Annotated in this window: 17 protein-coding genes and 2 tRNA genes; 12 read left to right on the plus strand and 7 right to left on the minus strand. The window is 41.8% G+C overall.

Annotated elements, in window-relative coordinates; genetic code table 11:
* Window positions 1-37: 37 nt before the first annotated feature.
* The 3 genes from JWG45_RS06185 (at window position 38) to JWG45_RS06195 (ending at window position 1407) form a co-directional block, all read left to right on the plus strand.
* A complete protein-coding gene (locus JWG45_RS06185; protein ID WP_205278884.1) occupies window positions 38-412 on the plus strand; it encodes a TRL-like family protein in 375 nt (124 codons plus the stop codon).
* 107 nt (window positions 413-519) lie between these two features.
* Window positions 520-999 (plus strand): hypothetical protein, encoded by a 480-nt coding sequence (locus JWG45_RS06190; protein ID WP_408611609.1) that lies wholly within the window; start codon window positions 520-522, stop codon window positions 997-999.
* A gap of 21 nt (window positions 1000-1020) precedes the next feature.
* Window positions 1021-1407: a DUF423 domain-containing protein gene (locus JWG45_RS06195; protein WP_205278886.1), complete on the plus strand. Its 387-nt coding sequence runs from the start codon at window positions 1021-1023 to the stop codon at window positions 1405-1407.
* Here the strand turns inward: JWG45_RS06195 and JWG45_RS06200 are convergent.
* Both JWG45_RS06200 and JWG45_RS06205 read right to left on the minus strand, forming a co-directional pair.
* On the minus strand, window positions 1404-1733 hold the full coding sequence (locus JWG45_RS06200; RefSeq protein WP_205278887.1) for a hypothetical protein: 330 nt from the start codon (window positions 1731-1733) through the stop codon (window positions 1404-1406). The two genes, JWG45_RS06195 and JWG45_RS06200, sit on opposite strands and share 4 nt — an antisense overlap.
* Entirely contained in the window at window positions 1726-3279 is a 1554-nt protein-coding gene (locus tag JWG45_RS06205; RefSeq protein ID WP_205278972.1) for a carboxypeptidase M32, read from the minus strand. The genes JWG45_RS06200 and JWG45_RS06205 overlap by 8 nt, the downstream gene beginning before the upstream one ends.
* Window positions 3280-3354: 75 nt before the next feature.
* On the opposite strand from JWG45_RS06205, the gene JWG45_RS06210 reads away from it, so the two are divergent.
* Together JWG45_RS06210 and JWG45_RS06215 are read left to right on the plus strand one after the other, a co-directional pair.
* Window positions 3355-3426, plus strand: a tRNA-Gly gene (locus JWG45_RS06210).
* A gap of 319 nt (window positions 3427-3745) precedes the next feature.
* A complete protein-coding gene (locus JWG45_RS06215) occupies window positions 3746-4360 on the plus strand; it encodes a DUF6935 domain-containing protein (protein WP_205278888.1) in 615 nt (204 codons plus the stop codon).
* 288 nt (window positions 4361-4648) lie between these two features.
* On the opposite strand, the gene JWG45_RS06220 is transcribed toward JWG45_RS06215, so the two are convergent.
* Entirely contained in the window at window positions 4649-4846 is a 198-nt protein-coding gene (locus tag JWG45_RS06220) for a hypothetical protein (protein ID WP_205278889.1), read from the minus strand.
* A gap of 64 nt (window positions 4847-4910) precedes the next feature.
* A complete protein-coding gene (gene lpxD, locus JWG45_RS06225) occupies window positions 4911-5963 on the minus strand; it encodes a UDP-3-O-(3-hydroxymyristoyl)glucosamine N-acyltransferase (RefSeq protein ID WP_205278890.1) in 1053 nt (350 codons plus the stop codon).
* Window positions 5964-6179: 216 nt separating this feature from the next.
* On the opposite strand from lpxD, the gene JWG45_RS06230 reads away from it, so the two are divergent.
* A complete protein-coding gene (locus JWG45_RS06230; RefSeq protein WP_205278891.1) occupies window positions 6180-7112 on the plus strand; it encodes a ferredoxin reductase domain-containing protein in 933 nt (310 codons plus the stop codon).
* Between the two features lie 154 nt (window positions 7113-7266).
* A complete protein-coding gene (locus JWG45_RS06235) occupies window positions 7267-7485 on the plus strand; it encodes a transcriptional coactivator p15/PC4 family protein (RefSeq protein ID WP_100784761.1) in 219 nt (72 codons plus the stop codon).
* A 17-nt stretch (window positions 7486-7502) separates the two neighbouring features.
* On the opposite strand, the gene JWG45_RS06240 is transcribed toward JWG45_RS06235, so the two are convergent.
* Window positions 7503-9122 carry an anti-sigma factor antagonist gene (locus JWG45_RS06240; RefSeq protein WP_205278892.1) on the minus strand — a complete coding sequence of 540 codons (1620 nt, stop codon included), beginning with the start codon at window positions 9120-9122 and terminating at the stop codon, window positions 7503-7505.
* A 58-nt stretch (window positions 9123-9180) separates the two neighbouring features.
* On the opposite strand from JWG45_RS06240, the gene JWG45_RS06245 reads away from it, so the two are divergent.
* The 5 genes from JWG45_RS06245 to recR all read left to right on the plus strand — a co-directional run bounded on the left by JWG45_RS06245 (window position 9181) and on the right by recR (window position 12174).
* A complete protein-coding gene (locus JWG45_RS06245; protein ID WP_205278893.1) occupies window positions 9181-9648 on the plus strand; it encodes a nucleoside deaminase in 468 nt (155 codons plus the stop codon).
* 35 nt (window positions 9649-9683) lie between these two features.
* Window positions 9684-9767 (plus strand) — tRNA-Ser (locus JWG45_RS06250).
* A 10-nt stretch (window positions 9768-9777) separates the two neighbouring features.
* Window positions 9778-11235 carry a DNA polymerase III subunit gamma/tau gene (gene dnaX, locus JWG45_RS06255; RefSeq protein ID WP_205278894.1) on the plus strand — a complete coding sequence of 486 codons (1458 nt, stop codon included), beginning with the start codon at window positions 9778-9780 and terminating at the stop codon, window positions 11233-11235.
* A gap of 5 nt (window positions 11236-11240) precedes the next feature.
* Window positions 11241-11588: a YbaB/EbfC family nucleoid-associated protein gene (locus JWG45_RS06260; RefSeq protein WP_205278895.1), complete on the plus strand. Its 348-nt coding sequence runs from the start codon at window positions 11241-11243 to the stop codon at window positions 11586-11588.
* On the plus strand, window positions 11581-12174 hold the full coding sequence (recR, locus tag JWG45_RS06265) for a recombination mediator RecR (protein WP_205278896.1): 594 nt from the start codon (window positions 11581-11583) through the stop codon (window positions 12172-12174). Before JWG45_RS06260 ends, recR begins: the two co-directional genes overlap by 8 nt.
* Here recR and JWG45_RS06270 read toward each other — a convergent pair.
* Both JWG45_RS06270 and JWG45_RS06275 read right to left on the minus strand, forming a co-directional pair.
* Window positions 12171-13745 (minus strand): hypothetical protein, encoded by a 1575-nt coding sequence (locus tag JWG45_RS06270; protein ID WP_205278897.1) that lies wholly within the window; start codon window positions 13743-13745, stop codon window positions 12171-12173. The genes recR and JWG45_RS06270 overlap by 4 nt on opposite strands.
* Window positions 13746-13748: 3 nt before the next feature.
* Window positions 13749-14597 carry a substrate-binding periplasmic protein gene (locus JWG45_RS06275; RefSeq protein WP_205278898.1) on the minus strand — a complete coding sequence of 283 codons (849 nt, stop codon included), beginning with the start codon at window positions 14595-14597 and terminating at the stop codon, window positions 13749-13751.
* Window positions 14598-14620: the final 23 nt, after the last annotated feature.

A 14620-nucleotide genomic window follows, 5' to 3' on the forward strand; every position in this document is an offset into this window, starting at 1 on the left:
ATTCTTTCAAAAAGATTTCAATGATTAGGAAAACTCAATGAAGATTTCAGCCGTAAGAATGTGTTTCATTCTTTTCATTACATTTATTACAAATGGAAACTGCCTTTACACAAATGTAAAAACTCCAGGTTGGTTCTACTCGCAAAGTTATACGGACGTAAGGGGAATGAAACCGGTTGGAAAACTCTCGGGACAATCTTGCGGAGAGGGATGGTTATGGCTCGTTTATACAGGAGACGAGAGTTATGAAGCGGCGGTGCAAAATGCGATTCAAGACAAAGCGGATTTGCTTTTCGACGTTCAGACGGACTACTATATAAAATCATTTCTCTTTAACCTTTACTTTTATAAATGCACTCGAGTATCGGGAATCGGTGTTAAACTTCCTCATCGATTGATGAAAAAAGAATAACGATGCGCACGTTTTACTTTTTATTACTACTTTTTATCAGTTCCGTTTTTATAATCGATTGTACATTACCGATCGGGAATCGGCGAACATTGATTAAACGAAATCCGATGCCTTATCCGACGGATTCCATCCTAGCTCCGGAAAATCGTGTTTCGGTTGCCGGTACGTATTTTAGAGATCCTTCGGTTCATTATGGAAACGCTTCCACAAGACTGAAATTAGTCGGTTTCGACGGCTTTATCCATTCAACCTCTTCTCTTCCGCATAAAGACATGTTTCATGGCTCCCTGGACGATTGGGATTGGTCCAAACATCGGATCATTCGATTTGAAGGACAAAGCCAAGGTTGTCAAAGGGGAGTAACGTTGATTTTACCTTTACGTCAAGGGGAACAACAGTCCTTGATTCCCGTTTCCTTCGTTTTCGGAAAAACGAGTTTTTACGACGAACTCAAACTGGAAATGGAAAAAAACAAGATCAAAGCCCTTTTCGACTCTAAATTGGATATCGAACAGACATCCTTTTTATTCTGGCTCGTTCAGAAAAGATGCATTCGATTTAAAAGTTATGCTATTCAAGAATTTTGAGTTCAATTCTTTAAGAGTTATATGACAGGAAAACAAAAGATAATTCTGATCCTTTCCTCCTTATCCGGGTTTCTCGGAGTGGCGTTAGGTGCGTTCGGCGCTCATGCGCTGGAATCAACGATAAGCCCGCGAATGCTCGAGATTTACGAGAACGGAAATCGATATCACCAGATTCTCGGTATTCTTCCGTTAATACTGGCAATAACCGGTTACGTGAACAAGAGTCGCCTCGCATGGATTTCTTCGATTCTTTTTCTTACGGGAATTGTATTATTTTCCGGATCTTTGTATATATTGGCACTGACGGAAATCAGAATCTTAGGTGCGATCACGCCAATCGGAGGAATTTGTTTTTTACTCGCTTGGACTTTTCTCGGCTGGTCCGCGATCTCAAAGAAGAACGACTAACGTTGAGTGCCGTAATAGAACTGTCCTTTTTTTTCAATGAGTTTACGAGTAATCAAACCTTCGGCGATGATGAGCAAACCCTGAACGGCTGCTTGTTTTTTCGCCGCTTCGGCGTCCTGTTGTTCCGCCATAAGTTGATGAACATACTCTCTGCGCTTTCCCTCCAAAACTCCTAACATCGAACCGCAGACTTTTTTATCTCCGATCAAAAACGCGAGGGCGAGCGTCTGAGGCGGGGTTTCGTTGCAAAGATAGTAGAGCGCCAAATTATCGAAGTAAGAAAGCTCTTCGAAGGATTTAACCGTTAATTCTTCTTTATCATCCATGATCGATAGATTCCAATTCAGTAAGTTTATTTTCGAGATAAGCGACCAGATGAGAAGAATCCGGATCGGCGCTCGTCGCAGTACGAATCAAATCTTCCGCAGAAAAGAACTTTCCTTTCCAATGAACATTCTTTTTTAACCATTCGAGAAGAGAAGAAAAGTCTTTCTTCTTTAAGACCTGTTCCGGGAAATTCGGGGTCTGCTTTGAAAAAGCCTGAAAAAGCTGAGCGGAATAGATGTTTCCCAAAGTGTATGTGGGAAAATATCCGAACGCACCGCCGCTCCAGTGAACATCTTGGAGAACACCTTCGCGATCGGAAGGAACCTCGATTCCCAATAAATCCTTCATCTTAGAATTCCAGAGTTCGGGAAGTTCCGACACTTGGACTTGTCCGTTTATCAAAGCCCTTTCAATTTCAAAGCGAAGAATGATATGCAAATTGTATGTGATCTGATCGGCCTCCACACGAATGAGGGAAGACGAAGATTGATTGATATACGAGAAAAGTTTTGAAAAACTCAAATCCGATTCCTTTAACTCCAAGGAATTCAAAAAAATCGGATAATACATTTCCCAAAATTCCCTCGATCGACCGACTTGATTTTCCCAGAGTCTACTTTGTGATTCATGAATTCCAAGCGAAACAGAATCGTGTAAAGGAGAAGGGCCTCCGACAATTTCGGAAATTCCCGCTTCGTAAAGGGCATGTCCGGTTTCATGCAAAATACTGAATATAGAAGAAAGAGGATCCTTTAGATCGTATCGAGTTGTTATTCTTTTGTCCTTCCTTCCGAGAGAAGTAGAAAAAGGATGTTCGCTCGGATCTAAACGGGAGATTTTAGAAGAAAGCCCAAGAATCGACGGAAGATTTTCTCCCAATTTTTTTTGAAACAAAATTGGAATTTCTTTTGGAAATGGATTGTTGAAATTTTTTCCACGCGCGACTAAAGGTTTCAAAGAATTCTTTAAATTAAAAAAAAGATTTTCTAAGTTAGAAGCTCGCTCACCCGGTTCATAACCTTCCAGAAGGGCGTCATAGGCTTCGGTTTCATAACCGTAACTTTCGGTTTGTTTTTTGCAGAGTTCTACGATTTTAGTCAGAATCGGCGCGAAATCTGCGAATTGATTTTCCTTTCTGGCCTTTGCCCAAACAGCGTGCGCTTTGCTCGTAGTGACTGAAAATTCTTCTACAAGATCTTGAGAAAGACAACGAGAACGGTTAAGGTCTTTAAAGAGAATTTCAAGTTCAACTCTTCGTTCTTCCTGACCGGGCAAGTTCTTCTTTTCATTTTCTTCTCTTGCCTTTTCTGCGAGGACGTAAAATTTTTCACCCGCGTATTTGGAATGAATCAAGCCCGAAAGAAATCCGATCTGATCTCCCCTTTCAGCCCTACCGTCTTCGGGCAAAGTGATTTCAGAATCCCAATGGAGGACGCTGAGAATATTTCTTAAGGTCCAAATTTCCTTATAGGAGGTTCTGTATTCCGCAAAGGATTTTAATTCTTCACGGATCGAATCTGTGAACAGCTGCTCGTATTCTTTCATCTCAGTGGATAATAAAAAATCTTCTTTTAGATTGACAAGCACCCTAACCGCAAAAAAATGATTTTTGCACGATTTGCGGGCATGGTGTAATGGCTAGCACTGTAGCCTTCCAAGCTTCCAGTGAGGGTTCGAGTCCCTCTGCCCGCATATCTCTTCTTTTCACAATAATACACTTCTAATCTAATTTGCTCACTGACTCGAACGCGAGCTTGGAAAAGCGTTCATAGCGACCCATAGGGAGCGTAATGAACGCGACCGAGGAGCAGGATGATCCGAGGACCAAGCGAGACGACTCGGAGCAAAGTCGAGCACGATGCGAGACTGCGTAGAGGGCGAGTCCCTCTGCCCGCATATCTCTTCTTTTCACAAATTTCACCTTATCGCTCGAAGAAAACAAAAACTTACAGTTTTCACTCGACAAAGTTCCAAGAAGTCAATAAATTACTTCCACCATTTTGGAGGTTTTATGAAACTTCGTATCCTACTTGTTTTTTTTCTTTTTTCCGCGTTAATTCCGATTTCAGTACGGGCACAAAACGAAGCGGTCCATATAGAAATTTCCTCCTGGCCGACCGATTTGACATCCTTCGATTCCTTTCGAGCAGAACGATCTTCTTCTCCTCAAGGAGCTTTGATTTCGCTGATCGCAGCCTTGGATTTATATTCTAAAAATCAGGAAGAGGGTACCAAGGCGCTGATTCTGATCGTAGATTCTTCCCTTTTAAATTCGAACCTAAACGGTTATAAAGGATTTTCGTTGAATAAGAATATTGCTGACTTAATCAAAAGACAATTGGAGCAACATCCATATCTGATTGGATCCTATCTTCCCGGATCTTCCGTCTCAAACAACTATAAGCCGGACCCAGCTCCATACCAATTTAGTCTTACCGCAAATCGTTTTAGTGGAACCGAAGAATCCGGACAAAGAAAACTTTTCATTCCTTCCTCCGGAGCGGATTCCGCAAGACCGGTTACTCTGAAAAGAAACGCAAAGGGCGCCTGGAAAGCCCAAGAGTTCTCCAGCTTGCTGGTAGGAATTAAAAAGCCGATCACAAAGAACGCGGCTGACGATCTATGATAGGAATTTTCTTCGTTTCTTTTTATGAATTCATTTTGCTAAAATGGAAGATTCGACTGAAGTCAAGATTCTTTTCTTCCAGTTTTTAATTGTTCCGACAAAGTGTTTCACTGAAATTGAAATTGATTCCGGTTCGTAAGCTTTCTTGAAATGAAATTTTCGCAAAATCCATCGGTCCATTCGAAAATCAATAAGAGATTCTTCGATTCAAATTGAGAGTTTTAGAGTTTTGAAAAGAACAAGAAATCGGCCCCCTCAAGGAACCGATTCAGGTTTTTAGAAGAGATTCTATTTTCGAATAGAACTCTCGGATCGAACGTTTTGAATCTCATTCAAGAAAACTATATTTGTAGAATCGTTTTCTAAAATGCTATCGGCGAGGGTCTCCAACAACCTTCCTAACTTTTTGCTTTGGGAAAGGTCCGGCTTACGGGAGATTCTGTCCGGATCTTGGACCGGGTTATCTTCGTTCGCTCGGGAATGCACGGGAATCCTCCAAAAGGGTGTGGAGAAAGACTGAGTCCGGTTTTTGGAAACGTCAAGCTCAATCCTATTCTTCGATCTCAATTCCGGAGAGTTTTTCTAGGGTTTTAATTCTTTTAGCCCATTTTTGGAAATTGACCAGGTTACGAATATTGACCCGAACCTTTTGATATTCCGCGAAAGTAAGCCCGTAATCCCAACCGACAAAAATATCTTTTTTCTTTGGAGAGTTTCTAAGAGAAGAACCTCCGCCTAGGATGGTTCCCTTTGGAACATGGAGGTGATCCGAAACGGCGCAAGCTCCGCCGATAATTACGTCATCTTCGACAATCGTACTTCCCGCGACCCCGCTTTGACCGGCGATGATGATGTTCTTACCCAGAACACAATTGTGCGCAACGTGAACCATATTATCAAACTTGCATCCGTCTCCGATGAGCGTATCCTCTAAACCGCCTCGATCAATCGTACAAAGGGAACCGATTTCAACGTCGTCTCCGATTCTAACCGTACCTACATGAGGGATTTTATGGTGTTTGCCGTTTACGGTTACGAATTTGTATCCGTCTCCTCCGATGGAACAATTTCCGGAGCATATAAAACGTTTTCCGATAATGACTCCGTGCTGAATCGAACTGTTCGGACCAATATGGGAATTTTCTCCGATTGTCACGTTTCTTGAAATCTTAACTCCATCTTCTAAATGCGTATTCGCGCCGATCACGGAGTTTTCGCCGACGACTACGTACTCGCCCACCGTAACACCTTCACCTAACTTAGCAGTTGGATGAACGATGGCCGTGGATGAAATTTTTCCAGAAGGGACATAAGGTGGGTAAATACAATCCAAAAGTTCGACAAGGCTCAATTCCGGATTTGAAACGATTAAACAAGGAAGTGTAATTTCTTTAGCAAATTCTTCCGTAGTCAAAATGACGCTTGAAAGAGAATTTTTTACTTCGGATAACATCTTCTTATTGGAAAGAAAGCTGATTGAATTCTTAACACCAGGCGTTAGCGGAGATACTTTCTCGATCAAAATCGCTTCCGGTTTGTCAGAATTTGCAATCTTCGATCCGCTTATTTTCTTTGCGAGATCAGAAAGTGTAAATTGGGGCATGATTCCCTCGTTTTATTTTGGTTGGTACACGGAGATTTGAAAGAGCTGAATCGTCACGCAAAAAAAATACGGCCTAATAAATCCTATATTTCATTTTATAAGATTTATTTAGCGCCTCTGAAATCCTGTCAAATATCCCGTTTGACGAAATGCCTTCCCTTAAAACCATGTAGGAAAATTTGAAAAATTCTTCATTTTTAGGAACTGTTACCGCTCATGAAACCGATTAGAGAACCTCAGATCAATCTATTCAAAAAATCGAACCCTTACAAGGCTAAGGTTATCAGCAATACTCTACTGACCCCGGAACCTGGAACAGGTAAAAGACCAAAAAAAGAAGGTGAGTCTTTGGTTCATAGAATCACCCTCGCAATCGATCATTCCGCTTACCCTTATGTAATCGGACAAAGCGGCGGAGTGATTCCTCCCGGAGAAGATCCGGAGAAAAAAGCGAAAGGTCTGGCAGACGCGGCATATACCGTAAGGTTATACTCGATCGCTTCTCCGAGTTATTCTTTCGGCATGAAGGAAGATACGATCGAATTTATCATCAAAAGAGATAACGTCTATGATGAAAATGGAAACGTTCAACACAAAGGGGTGTGTTCCAATTATATCTGCGATTTGAAACCCGGCGAAGAAGTGGTTATGACCGGACCTTCCGGAAAGAAATTTCTTTTACCTACGACCGATTTCAGCGGAGACATTATGTTTCTTGCAACCGGAACCGGAATCGCCCCATTTATCGGGATGAGTGAAGAATTATTAGAACACAAACTTGTCAACTTCACGGGAAACATCACTCTTGTTTACGGAGCTCCTTACTCCGACGAATTAGTGATGATGGATTACCTCAGAGGTTTGGAGTCTAAGTTTAAAAATTTTAAACTAGTGACTGCGATTTCAAGAGAAGAAAAAAATCCGTTCGATGGCGGAAGAATGTATATATCCCACAGAGTACGCGAACAAGCGGACGCAGTGAAAAAGATCCTGAGTGGTGGAGGACGTTTTTATATCTGCGGCGGACCTAAAGGAATGGAAAAGGGTGTGATCGAAGAGATTCAAAAAATAGCCGGAGATACGGGATCTTATGAAGATTTTAAACATCACCTTGAGGGCGCCCAACAACTGTTTGTTGAAACTTATTGATTCGATTCCGACTTTTTAAAATTAGAAACCGAAAGAAACGAATGTTTCTTTCGGTTTTTTTATTTTTGAATTCAATCTCATATCAGAAAAAACGAATGGATTGAATTTCTATCATCAACTTATATTGGTCTAAATTTCGCCGGGAGAATCAGAAATGGGTGTAATCCGTGACGTGGACAAAGGAAGAGGAGAAGTCATTCGTGTAGAAGTATCCGAATATAAAGGAACAAAGTATCTCAACCTTCGAGTTTGGTACACAGACAAAGACGGCGAAAAAAAACCCACTCAAAAAGGAATTGCAATTCCTCCGGAACTTTACGACGAAATTCGCGAAGCCGTGATCGAAGCTGAAAGCGAAGTCAAAGGAAACTAGATTTTAAGCGATGTAGTTTAGAGACTCCTTTCTTGAATGACATCGCTGATAATCGAACGTGCGGCTTCTTCCGTTTCCGCGACACGGATATGGCTTTCCAATCGAGTGATGGAAAAAACCTTTTTTACGGAATCTCTGAGATCGGAAACGATCAATTCTCCGCCCCTTCTTTTTAACCAACCAGATATCTGAATGAGAGTGCCTATCGCGGAAGAATCGATATAAGAAGACGCTTTTAAGTTGATGATAACAAAACGATATCCTTCCAGCATTTTATCCTGAACGTTCGATTTTATTTCAGGGCATTTATAAAGATCGATATCACCGATCGACTTATACACGTAGATATGATCGTGATACTCCACCTCCTCCGAAATCGGATCCATTGTACGATATTGGATATCATAAGCTCCTGCCATAAGATGTTTTCCCGCGGTTTTGGAGTTTTCTTTGATCTTTGCTTCCAATGCCTCTAAGCGAGATTTTAACGAACCCATAACGTCCGGAGCAAGATCCAGCTGATTGTCGACATCCTTGATCAAGGAACTCAATATTTTCAACGCGTCTTCCAGCGAACCCTCTTTGATCAGCGCACTTGCTTTTTTAAGAGTTTTACCGGACTTTGCCACGATGGATTCTACAATTACGTCTGCGTCTTCCTTTATCGAGTTCGACTTCCAGTCCGGATTCAACCGGAACTCCGTCGTTTCCAACTTCATTTTATCCGAGAGATTATAGAATGTACTCGTTATAAAAACACCGGATTCTTTCTCTAAATTGTGTATAAGATTTTCCGGATGTGTCTTTACTTTCAGAACGATATTACGAATGTCGTCAGCCCGCATATCCCCACATTGAATGACGATCGTTTTGATCCTGCTGGATTGATCCGGATCCAATTCGATATAGTAGGGGATGTCGCTTAACAATTCTAAAAATTCGACGTCTTTGCCGAAATTAATCTTTGTTTCAATCGATTGTGCGTATAAGGAACCGATGTCACCGAATTCTCGGAAGAAAATATCGCCGGTCGCTTCCGGACTTTCGATGTAATAAAAATTCCCACCGCCCGCATCGGCAATGTCTTTCAAAAGAATTTCATTGAAGTCGTCGCCAAAGCCTATAACGGTGGTCGAGATTCCTTTCTTATAATGATCGCCCGCAATCTGAATCAAATCCAAGGGATCCGTGATTCCCTGCGTCGGATTTCCATCCGTAAGTAGAATCGCTCTTTTGTAAACGGTAGAATCAGAAAATAATTCCAGCCCTCTCAGAGTGTGTAACCAACCACCGGAGAGATTTGTGGAAGTTCCCGGTTGAATCGTATGAATCCGATTGATGATGGAAGATTTTTCGACAAGCTGAACGATTGGCTGTATTACGTGGATGTCTTCCGCATAGGCGATTACCGAAAGAAAATCCCTTCGAGTCAGCCAGTTGACAAGGGAGGAAGCGGATTGAATGACAGCTTCCAATTTTTCCCCTTTCATAGACCAACTTCTATCGATCGCCAAACCTAAAACGATCGGTCTTCGATCGGGATTAGCTGCACCCGTCGGAGAATTCAGCCGGATCAATACCGAATTGTTTCTGTTTTCCGAGACTGCGTTATGTAAAAACTTCGCGGAGAGAATCATTCCGTTGAAAAAACCATTTACCGAAGGTCTTATCAAGAAGAATTTGTAGAGTAACTCGATGGATACTTTCCTAAATCATAAGATTCTTCCCGATTTTCTGGATCGGATGAAAAGTCTCATTTCGAACGAAGGAAAGGAAATCCCGAGCCTTACGAGAATCTACCAAAAAGAGAAATTGATAGCCGAGTCATCAAACGAAGTTGAAAAGAATTCGGATTCATCCTATCATAGTGAAATTCTTTGTTTAAGAGAAGCAAAAGAAAGAATCGGAACTCGATATCTTACAGATTGTTTGCTCATCACTTCCTTAGAACCTTGTTTGATGTGTGCCGGGACAATTCTTCTTTCAAGAATTCCAACAGTTGTATATCTTCTTCCCGCAAAACAAGGAGAAGGAATTTCCTCGTTAAGCATTGAAACGATCTACTCTCGCAATTTTTTCCCTGAGTTGATTTGTATTCCCGCGAATTTGTCGAAAGAAGCATTCAAATCGTTTTTCAAAGCCAGGAGAAAGAAATTCAATTGACGTACAGCCTCTCGACAGAATTCCTGAATGCTATAGGAGAAGTGTCAGAGTGGTCTATTGTGCATGCTTGGAAAGCATGTGTGCCAAAAGCACCCCGGGTTCGAATCCCGGCTTCTCCGACTCCATTTTATGGCAGGAACTCACGAAGTCCTTTCTCGGAAATATCGCCCGCAAAAATTCCGGGATGTAATCCACCAAGATCTCGCCATAGGCGCTCTGCAAAACGCCCTTAAATCCGGAAAAATCGGTCACGCTTACATATTCTTCGGCCCTCGCGGCGTTGGTAAGACGACGATCGCGAGAATTCTCGCCAAACGCCTCAACTGTCAAAACCCGATCGAAAACGAACCCTGCAATGAATGCAGCTCTTGTACTGAAATCACTCGCGGAATTTCGAGCGACGTACTTGAAATCGACGCGGCAAGCAATCGTGGAATCGAAAACATTCGAGAGCTCAGAGACAACGTAAAGTTCGCTCCTATGGGCGGCAAATATAAGGTTTATATTATAGACGAGGTCCACATGCTCACGGACCAGTCTTTCAATGCGCTTCTCAAAACTTTGGAAGAACCGCCTTCGCATATCGTTTTCGTTCTTGCGACGACTGAGTTTCATAAAATTCCTGAAACGATCCTTTCTCGTTGTCAGGACTTCATTTTCAAAAAAGTTCCTCTTTCCGTACTACAGGACTACTCTGAAAAACTGTGCAAAATAGAAAACGTTCAGTATGACCAGGAAGGTCTTTTCTGGATCGCGAAAAAAGGAGACGGCTCCGTAAGAGATATGCTTTCCTTTATGGAACAAGCGATCGTATTTACGGATTCAAAATTGATCGGCGTCGCGATCCGAAAGATGATCGGATATCACGGAATAGAATTTTTAACTTCGTTTATCAAAAGTTTAATCGATCCGGACAATCATAGCCGCGCTTTGGAAATTTTAGAAACTCTTTATCAAGAAGGGCAGGACATCTACAAGTTTCTCTGGGATTCTATAGAATTCACTCATACTCTAAATTTGATTCGAGACTCTCTTGCGGATCCCGAGTCCGTCAATTTTCCAAAAGAAGATTTGATAAAAATGAAATCCGACTTCGAATCGGTCGATACTTCGAAATTGAATTTTCTCTCCGGTAAACTTTTCGAACTCTATGAAAGGATCAAAACCATTCGTCTTCGGAATTCCTTCGAGATTAAGGTTTTTACCGAAATTCAAATCAAAAAACTCGTCGAGGAATTGACTTACCCTAGTTTGGCGGGTTTGGTTGATAGAATCAATCACCTAATTCTGATGGTTCAAAATTCTAAAAATAATGCGCCGGAACCAATGCAAATAAGTTCGGTTCAAAAGAATGTATCCGAAGTAGAACCCTCAAAAAAAAAAACTGAGTCACTTTCTCAGTCCTTAGAATCTCAGATAGAGTCTAACTTTAGAGACGCGGAAGAAGCTTTGTCAAATCCCGAGCCTCCAAAACCAACCGGAAATTCGGGAGTCATTCCCCAGAAGTTTGATACGAGCACGGAGATCAAAAAGAAATTTCTGGGAACTGAAGTAGATCGTAGTAAATATCCAAAGTTGGATTCTTAATCGTCATGTTTGATAAAATAAAAAACTTCTCTGAAATCCTTTCGAATATGGGCGCCTTCCGTGAGAAAATGGAAGAAGTCAAAAAACGTATCTCCGCTCTTCGAGTAACCGGCGATGCAGGCGCGGGAATGGTAACCGTCACCGCTACTGGAGAAGGGCTGATCACAAACGTCTTTATCAACAAGCAACTGTTCGACGCCGATGACAATAAGATGCTCGAAGATCTCGTCTTGGCAGCGACAAACGACGCTCTTAAAAAAGCAAAGGAAGCCACCGCTTACGAATTTCAGTCCGCTTCCGGCGGTTTAGATTTTTTCGAAATTTCTAAAATGTTCGGTGGAAATCTTGGCTAATCATCTTTTAGATGAAATGGTCGAAGCTTTATCTTCTCTTCCCGGTATCGGGAGGAAGAGCGCCTTTCGTATCAGTTTTCATCTGTTAAGATTGGAACAAGGTCTTTTCAATCAATTCATCCATCAACTTACCGATACGAAGATTAAAATTCAATTTTGTAAACGTTGCGGATCCTATTCCGAAACATCGATCTGCGATATCTGCACTTCTGAAAAACGCGATTCCCACACCTTTTGTGTTGTAGAACAACCCGAAGACATTTTCTTTATCGAAAACACGAGAGAGTTTCAGGGAAAATATCACGTCCTAAACGGAGTCATATCTCCGTTGGAAGGTATCGGACCGCGCGATCTTAGAATCAAAGAATTGATAGAAAGAATCGAGCCCGAAGAAGTAAAAGAAGTATTGATCGCAACCAATCCGACTTTAGAAGGCGATGCGACGGCGGATTATTTAGCAAGTCAGCTGAAACCTCTATCGGTTAACGTAACTCGAATCGCATACGGGATCACCGTAGGCGGTTCTATAGAACTTTCTGATCAATATACATTGGGCAGAGCGATTCGCTCTCGATTACAACTTTAGAATCTGTGTTCTGCAGTTACGAAAAATTCCCTAAGAACTTTTCCTTGCGTTGTATCTAAGTAAGCCTTCAAACCGTCTCCCGCTATAAAGTAACCCGATCTCATCAAAATCTGCATGTCGCGAAACACGTTCCATCGCAGGTTGACATTGAATTCTTGTCCGAAGTAGGCGCTCGTTTTATAACCGTTCTCAAAATTGAAATAACGATTGTTTTCTATGTAAGGAGATTTGGTGCCGTAAAGTCGGTAATAACCTATCGTTAGAAGCAGAGGACCATACACAACGATATCTCCGTTGATTCCGTATTCATACAGACCACTGGAATCTTTTCCAGAGAAGAGTGCGTAACCCCCGGTAAAGTCGTTCGCGATATTCGAAATCGAATAACCAGGTAAAAGAGTTTTGAACCCTCCGCCTCTTAGATTCGCCTTGGATCCGTCCTTGTCATAACCGGGTCGTCCGGTCGTTCCTACTCCGACCAAATTAAAAGTCAAATTCTCGCTGTAACGGTACGAAAACTGAAGATCGATCATTCCGCCGGAAATATTATGTTTACTGTATTTATTATATAGAATGTTTCCAGCTACGTCACGATAAGGATCCAAAGCCTGTATCTTTCCGTGATTATAAATTCCGTGAACCACAAAACCGAAATTCGAAAGATTAATTTCCGTCATCAATCCGTGCCAAAAAAGCTGACCGACTTCGCTGTCTAAAGCGATTACGTTTCCCTTAACATTTGTAGTCTTATCGATGGAATTGATCGTATCATCCAAGAAGTAGGAATAGAGTTCGTTCTTTACGTTGTTCAGGAGACTGGTTTTAATTTCATAAAAGTAAATATTAGTCCCTATATAATTCTTATCCGCATAAGTATTTTTATCAAGATCAAGTTGAGCATTTTGCCTCGCGACAAACCAACCCGCTTCGATCGTAGTATTCCACAAACGAAAGTCTTTGTTTAATGTTACACCCGTTCCGGGGGTGAATACGACTCTTCCTCTCGCTGAAGAAAATAACTGTTGTCCCACCCGAAGACTGAATGCATCTTCAGGAAGTTTGAAGTTGAGATAGAGAAACGTCGTTTGAATATTCACAGGCGCGGAAAAACCGGCCTCACCGCCTTGCCCGGGTCCGACGTTGGAGTTTTGACCAAAACCTTTTCCTCCAAAGGTTATATCTCCGACTTGGACACCCCAGAGCGCTTCGAAGTACTTCGAAGTGTTGAAGTTCATATTCACTGTCATTCTCGTATCGAAGTAAGAAATATCTTCCTTTCGAGGAGAGAGAGTCGATGGATTCCCTTTTAATCGTTCGGCTACTTCAGTTTCAGTAAGTGTTTGTTGCGCCGCCTGATCTTCCGATTTGAAAACCGTTTTATCATAGGGAGTAGCCGCCGTTTGGCGTGCCGTAAGAATATCTCTTCCGAGGTTAAAACCACGAACCCTGTAATTTCCTTGAAAATCCAGTTTCGTTTTTTCTTCGATTTCTTGTGAAAAGATAGAAGTTGGAATAAGAATAAACGCGAGGCAATAGAAGCAAGCCGCCCTTTTCAAAAGGTCAATAGACACAGATCATTTTACCCAGTTATTCTGATTAAAATATCGGCTTCTTAAGTCGTCCAAAACACCGGTTCTCTTTAATTCCTTGATAAAGAAGTTTAAATTATCGACAAAAATCAAATCATTCTGCGGCAGCGCGGCGCTGATATATTCTTCCTGAACACTTCCTAAAAGCGGGAGATAGTTCGCTTTTAAAGAAGGATTTTTTTGAAGCAAAGTTAGAATAAAAAAACTGTCCGCTACAAAACAAGTCACGTTGTTGCTCAAAAGATTATCCACCGCGATCGAGTCGGAAAGATAACTGTAGATCGGAAGTTTAGCGTATTTTTTTTGAAGATAAATATGGTTCGTAGTATTCGATCGCACCGAGAAGCTCACGAGACCGCTTAGAGTAGAAAGATCCCCAAGACTCATAAATCTCCGGGACGTAACGATGTTACCTTCCGGTTCCGGCGGGAGAATTTTTTTACTCACCAATCCGGCGGGCGTCGTCACAAGATACGGTTCCGAAAAAGTGACTTGTTTTCCTCGATTAAGGTCGGTCGACATTCCGGCTAACGCGAGATCGATTTTTCCAGAGCGAATGTCTTCGGAAAATTGTCGAAACGTTTTCAAAGGAACGATCTTTAAGGAAACTCCCAAGTAATCGGCATAAAGTTTTGCAACTTCGACATCAACCCCTGGAAAACCGTCTTTCGGATTTTCGATGTAAAAAGGTTCGTACTGTTTATTCACGCCGACTACGAGTTCTTTTTTGGAAAAAATTTTCTCAAGACGAGAACCGGCATATTCAGATTGAGAAAATAGACCGAAAGGAAAAAGCCAGAGTATAACAAAGCATTGAATTCGTTTCTCAAACATGAAACATATCATGGATCGAACCC

It is taken from the genome of Leptospira ainlahdjerensis, from assembly GCF_016919175.1.
In the GTDB taxonomy this organism is placed as follows: domain Bacteria; phylum Spirochaetota; class Leptospiria; order Leptospirales; family Leptospiraceae; genus Leptospira; species Leptospira ainlahdjerensis.

Coding starts and splice junctions, on each gene's coding strand:
- JWG45_RS06185 (WP_205278884.1), top strand. CDS start 38: ATGAAGATTTCAGCCGTAAGAATGTGTTTCATTCTTTTCATTACATTT.
- JWG45_RS06190 (WP_408611609.1), top strand. CDS start 520: ATGCCTTATCCGACGGATTCCATCCTAGCTCCGGAAAATCGTGTTTCG.
- JWG45_RS06195 (WP_205278886.1), top strand. CDS start 1,021: ATGACAGGAAAACAAAAGATAATTCTGATCCTTTCCTCCTTATCCGGG.
- JWG45_RS06200 (WP_205278887.1), bottom strand. CDS start 1,733: ATGGATGATAAAGAAGAATTAACGGTTAAATCCTTCGAAGAGCTTTCT.
- JWG45_RS06205 (WP_205278972.1), bottom strand. CDS start 3,279: ATGAAAGAATACGAGCAGCTGTTCACAGATTCGATCCGTGAAGAATTA.
- JWG45_RS06215 (WP_205278888.1), top strand. CDS start 3,746: ATGAAACTTCGTATCCTACTTGTTTTTTTTCTTTTTTCCGCGTTAATT.
- lpxD (WP_205278890.1), bottom strand. CDS start 5,963: ATGCCCCAATTTACACTTTCTGATCTCGCAAAGAAAATAAGCGGATCG.
- JWG45_RS06230 (WP_205278891.1), top strand. CDS start 6,180: ATGAAACCGATTAGAGAACCTCAGATCAATCTATTCAAAAAATCGAAC.
- JWG45_RS06235 (WP_100784761.1), top strand. CDS start 7,267: ATGGGTGTAATCCGTGACGTGGACAAAGGAAGAGGAGAAGTCATTCGT.
- JWG45_RS06240 (WP_205278892.1), bottom strand. CDS start 9,122: ATGATTCTCTCCGCGAAGTTTTTACATAACGCAGTCTCGGAAAACAGA.
- JWG45_RS06245 (WP_205278893.1), top strand. CDS start 9,181: ATGGATACTTTCCTAAATCATAAGATTCTTCCCGATTTTCTGGATCGG.
- dnaX (WP_205278894.1), top strand. CDS start 9,778: ATGGCAGGAACTCACGAAGTCCTTTCTCGGAAATATCGCCCGCAAAAA.
- JWG45_RS06260 (WP_205278895.1), top strand. CDS start 11,241: ATGTTTGATAAAATAAAAAACTTCTCTGAAATCCTTTCGAATATGGGC.
- JWG45_RS06275 (WP_205278898.1), bottom strand. CDS start 14,597: ATGTTTGAGAAACGAATTCAATGCTTTGTTATACTCTGGCTTTTTCCT.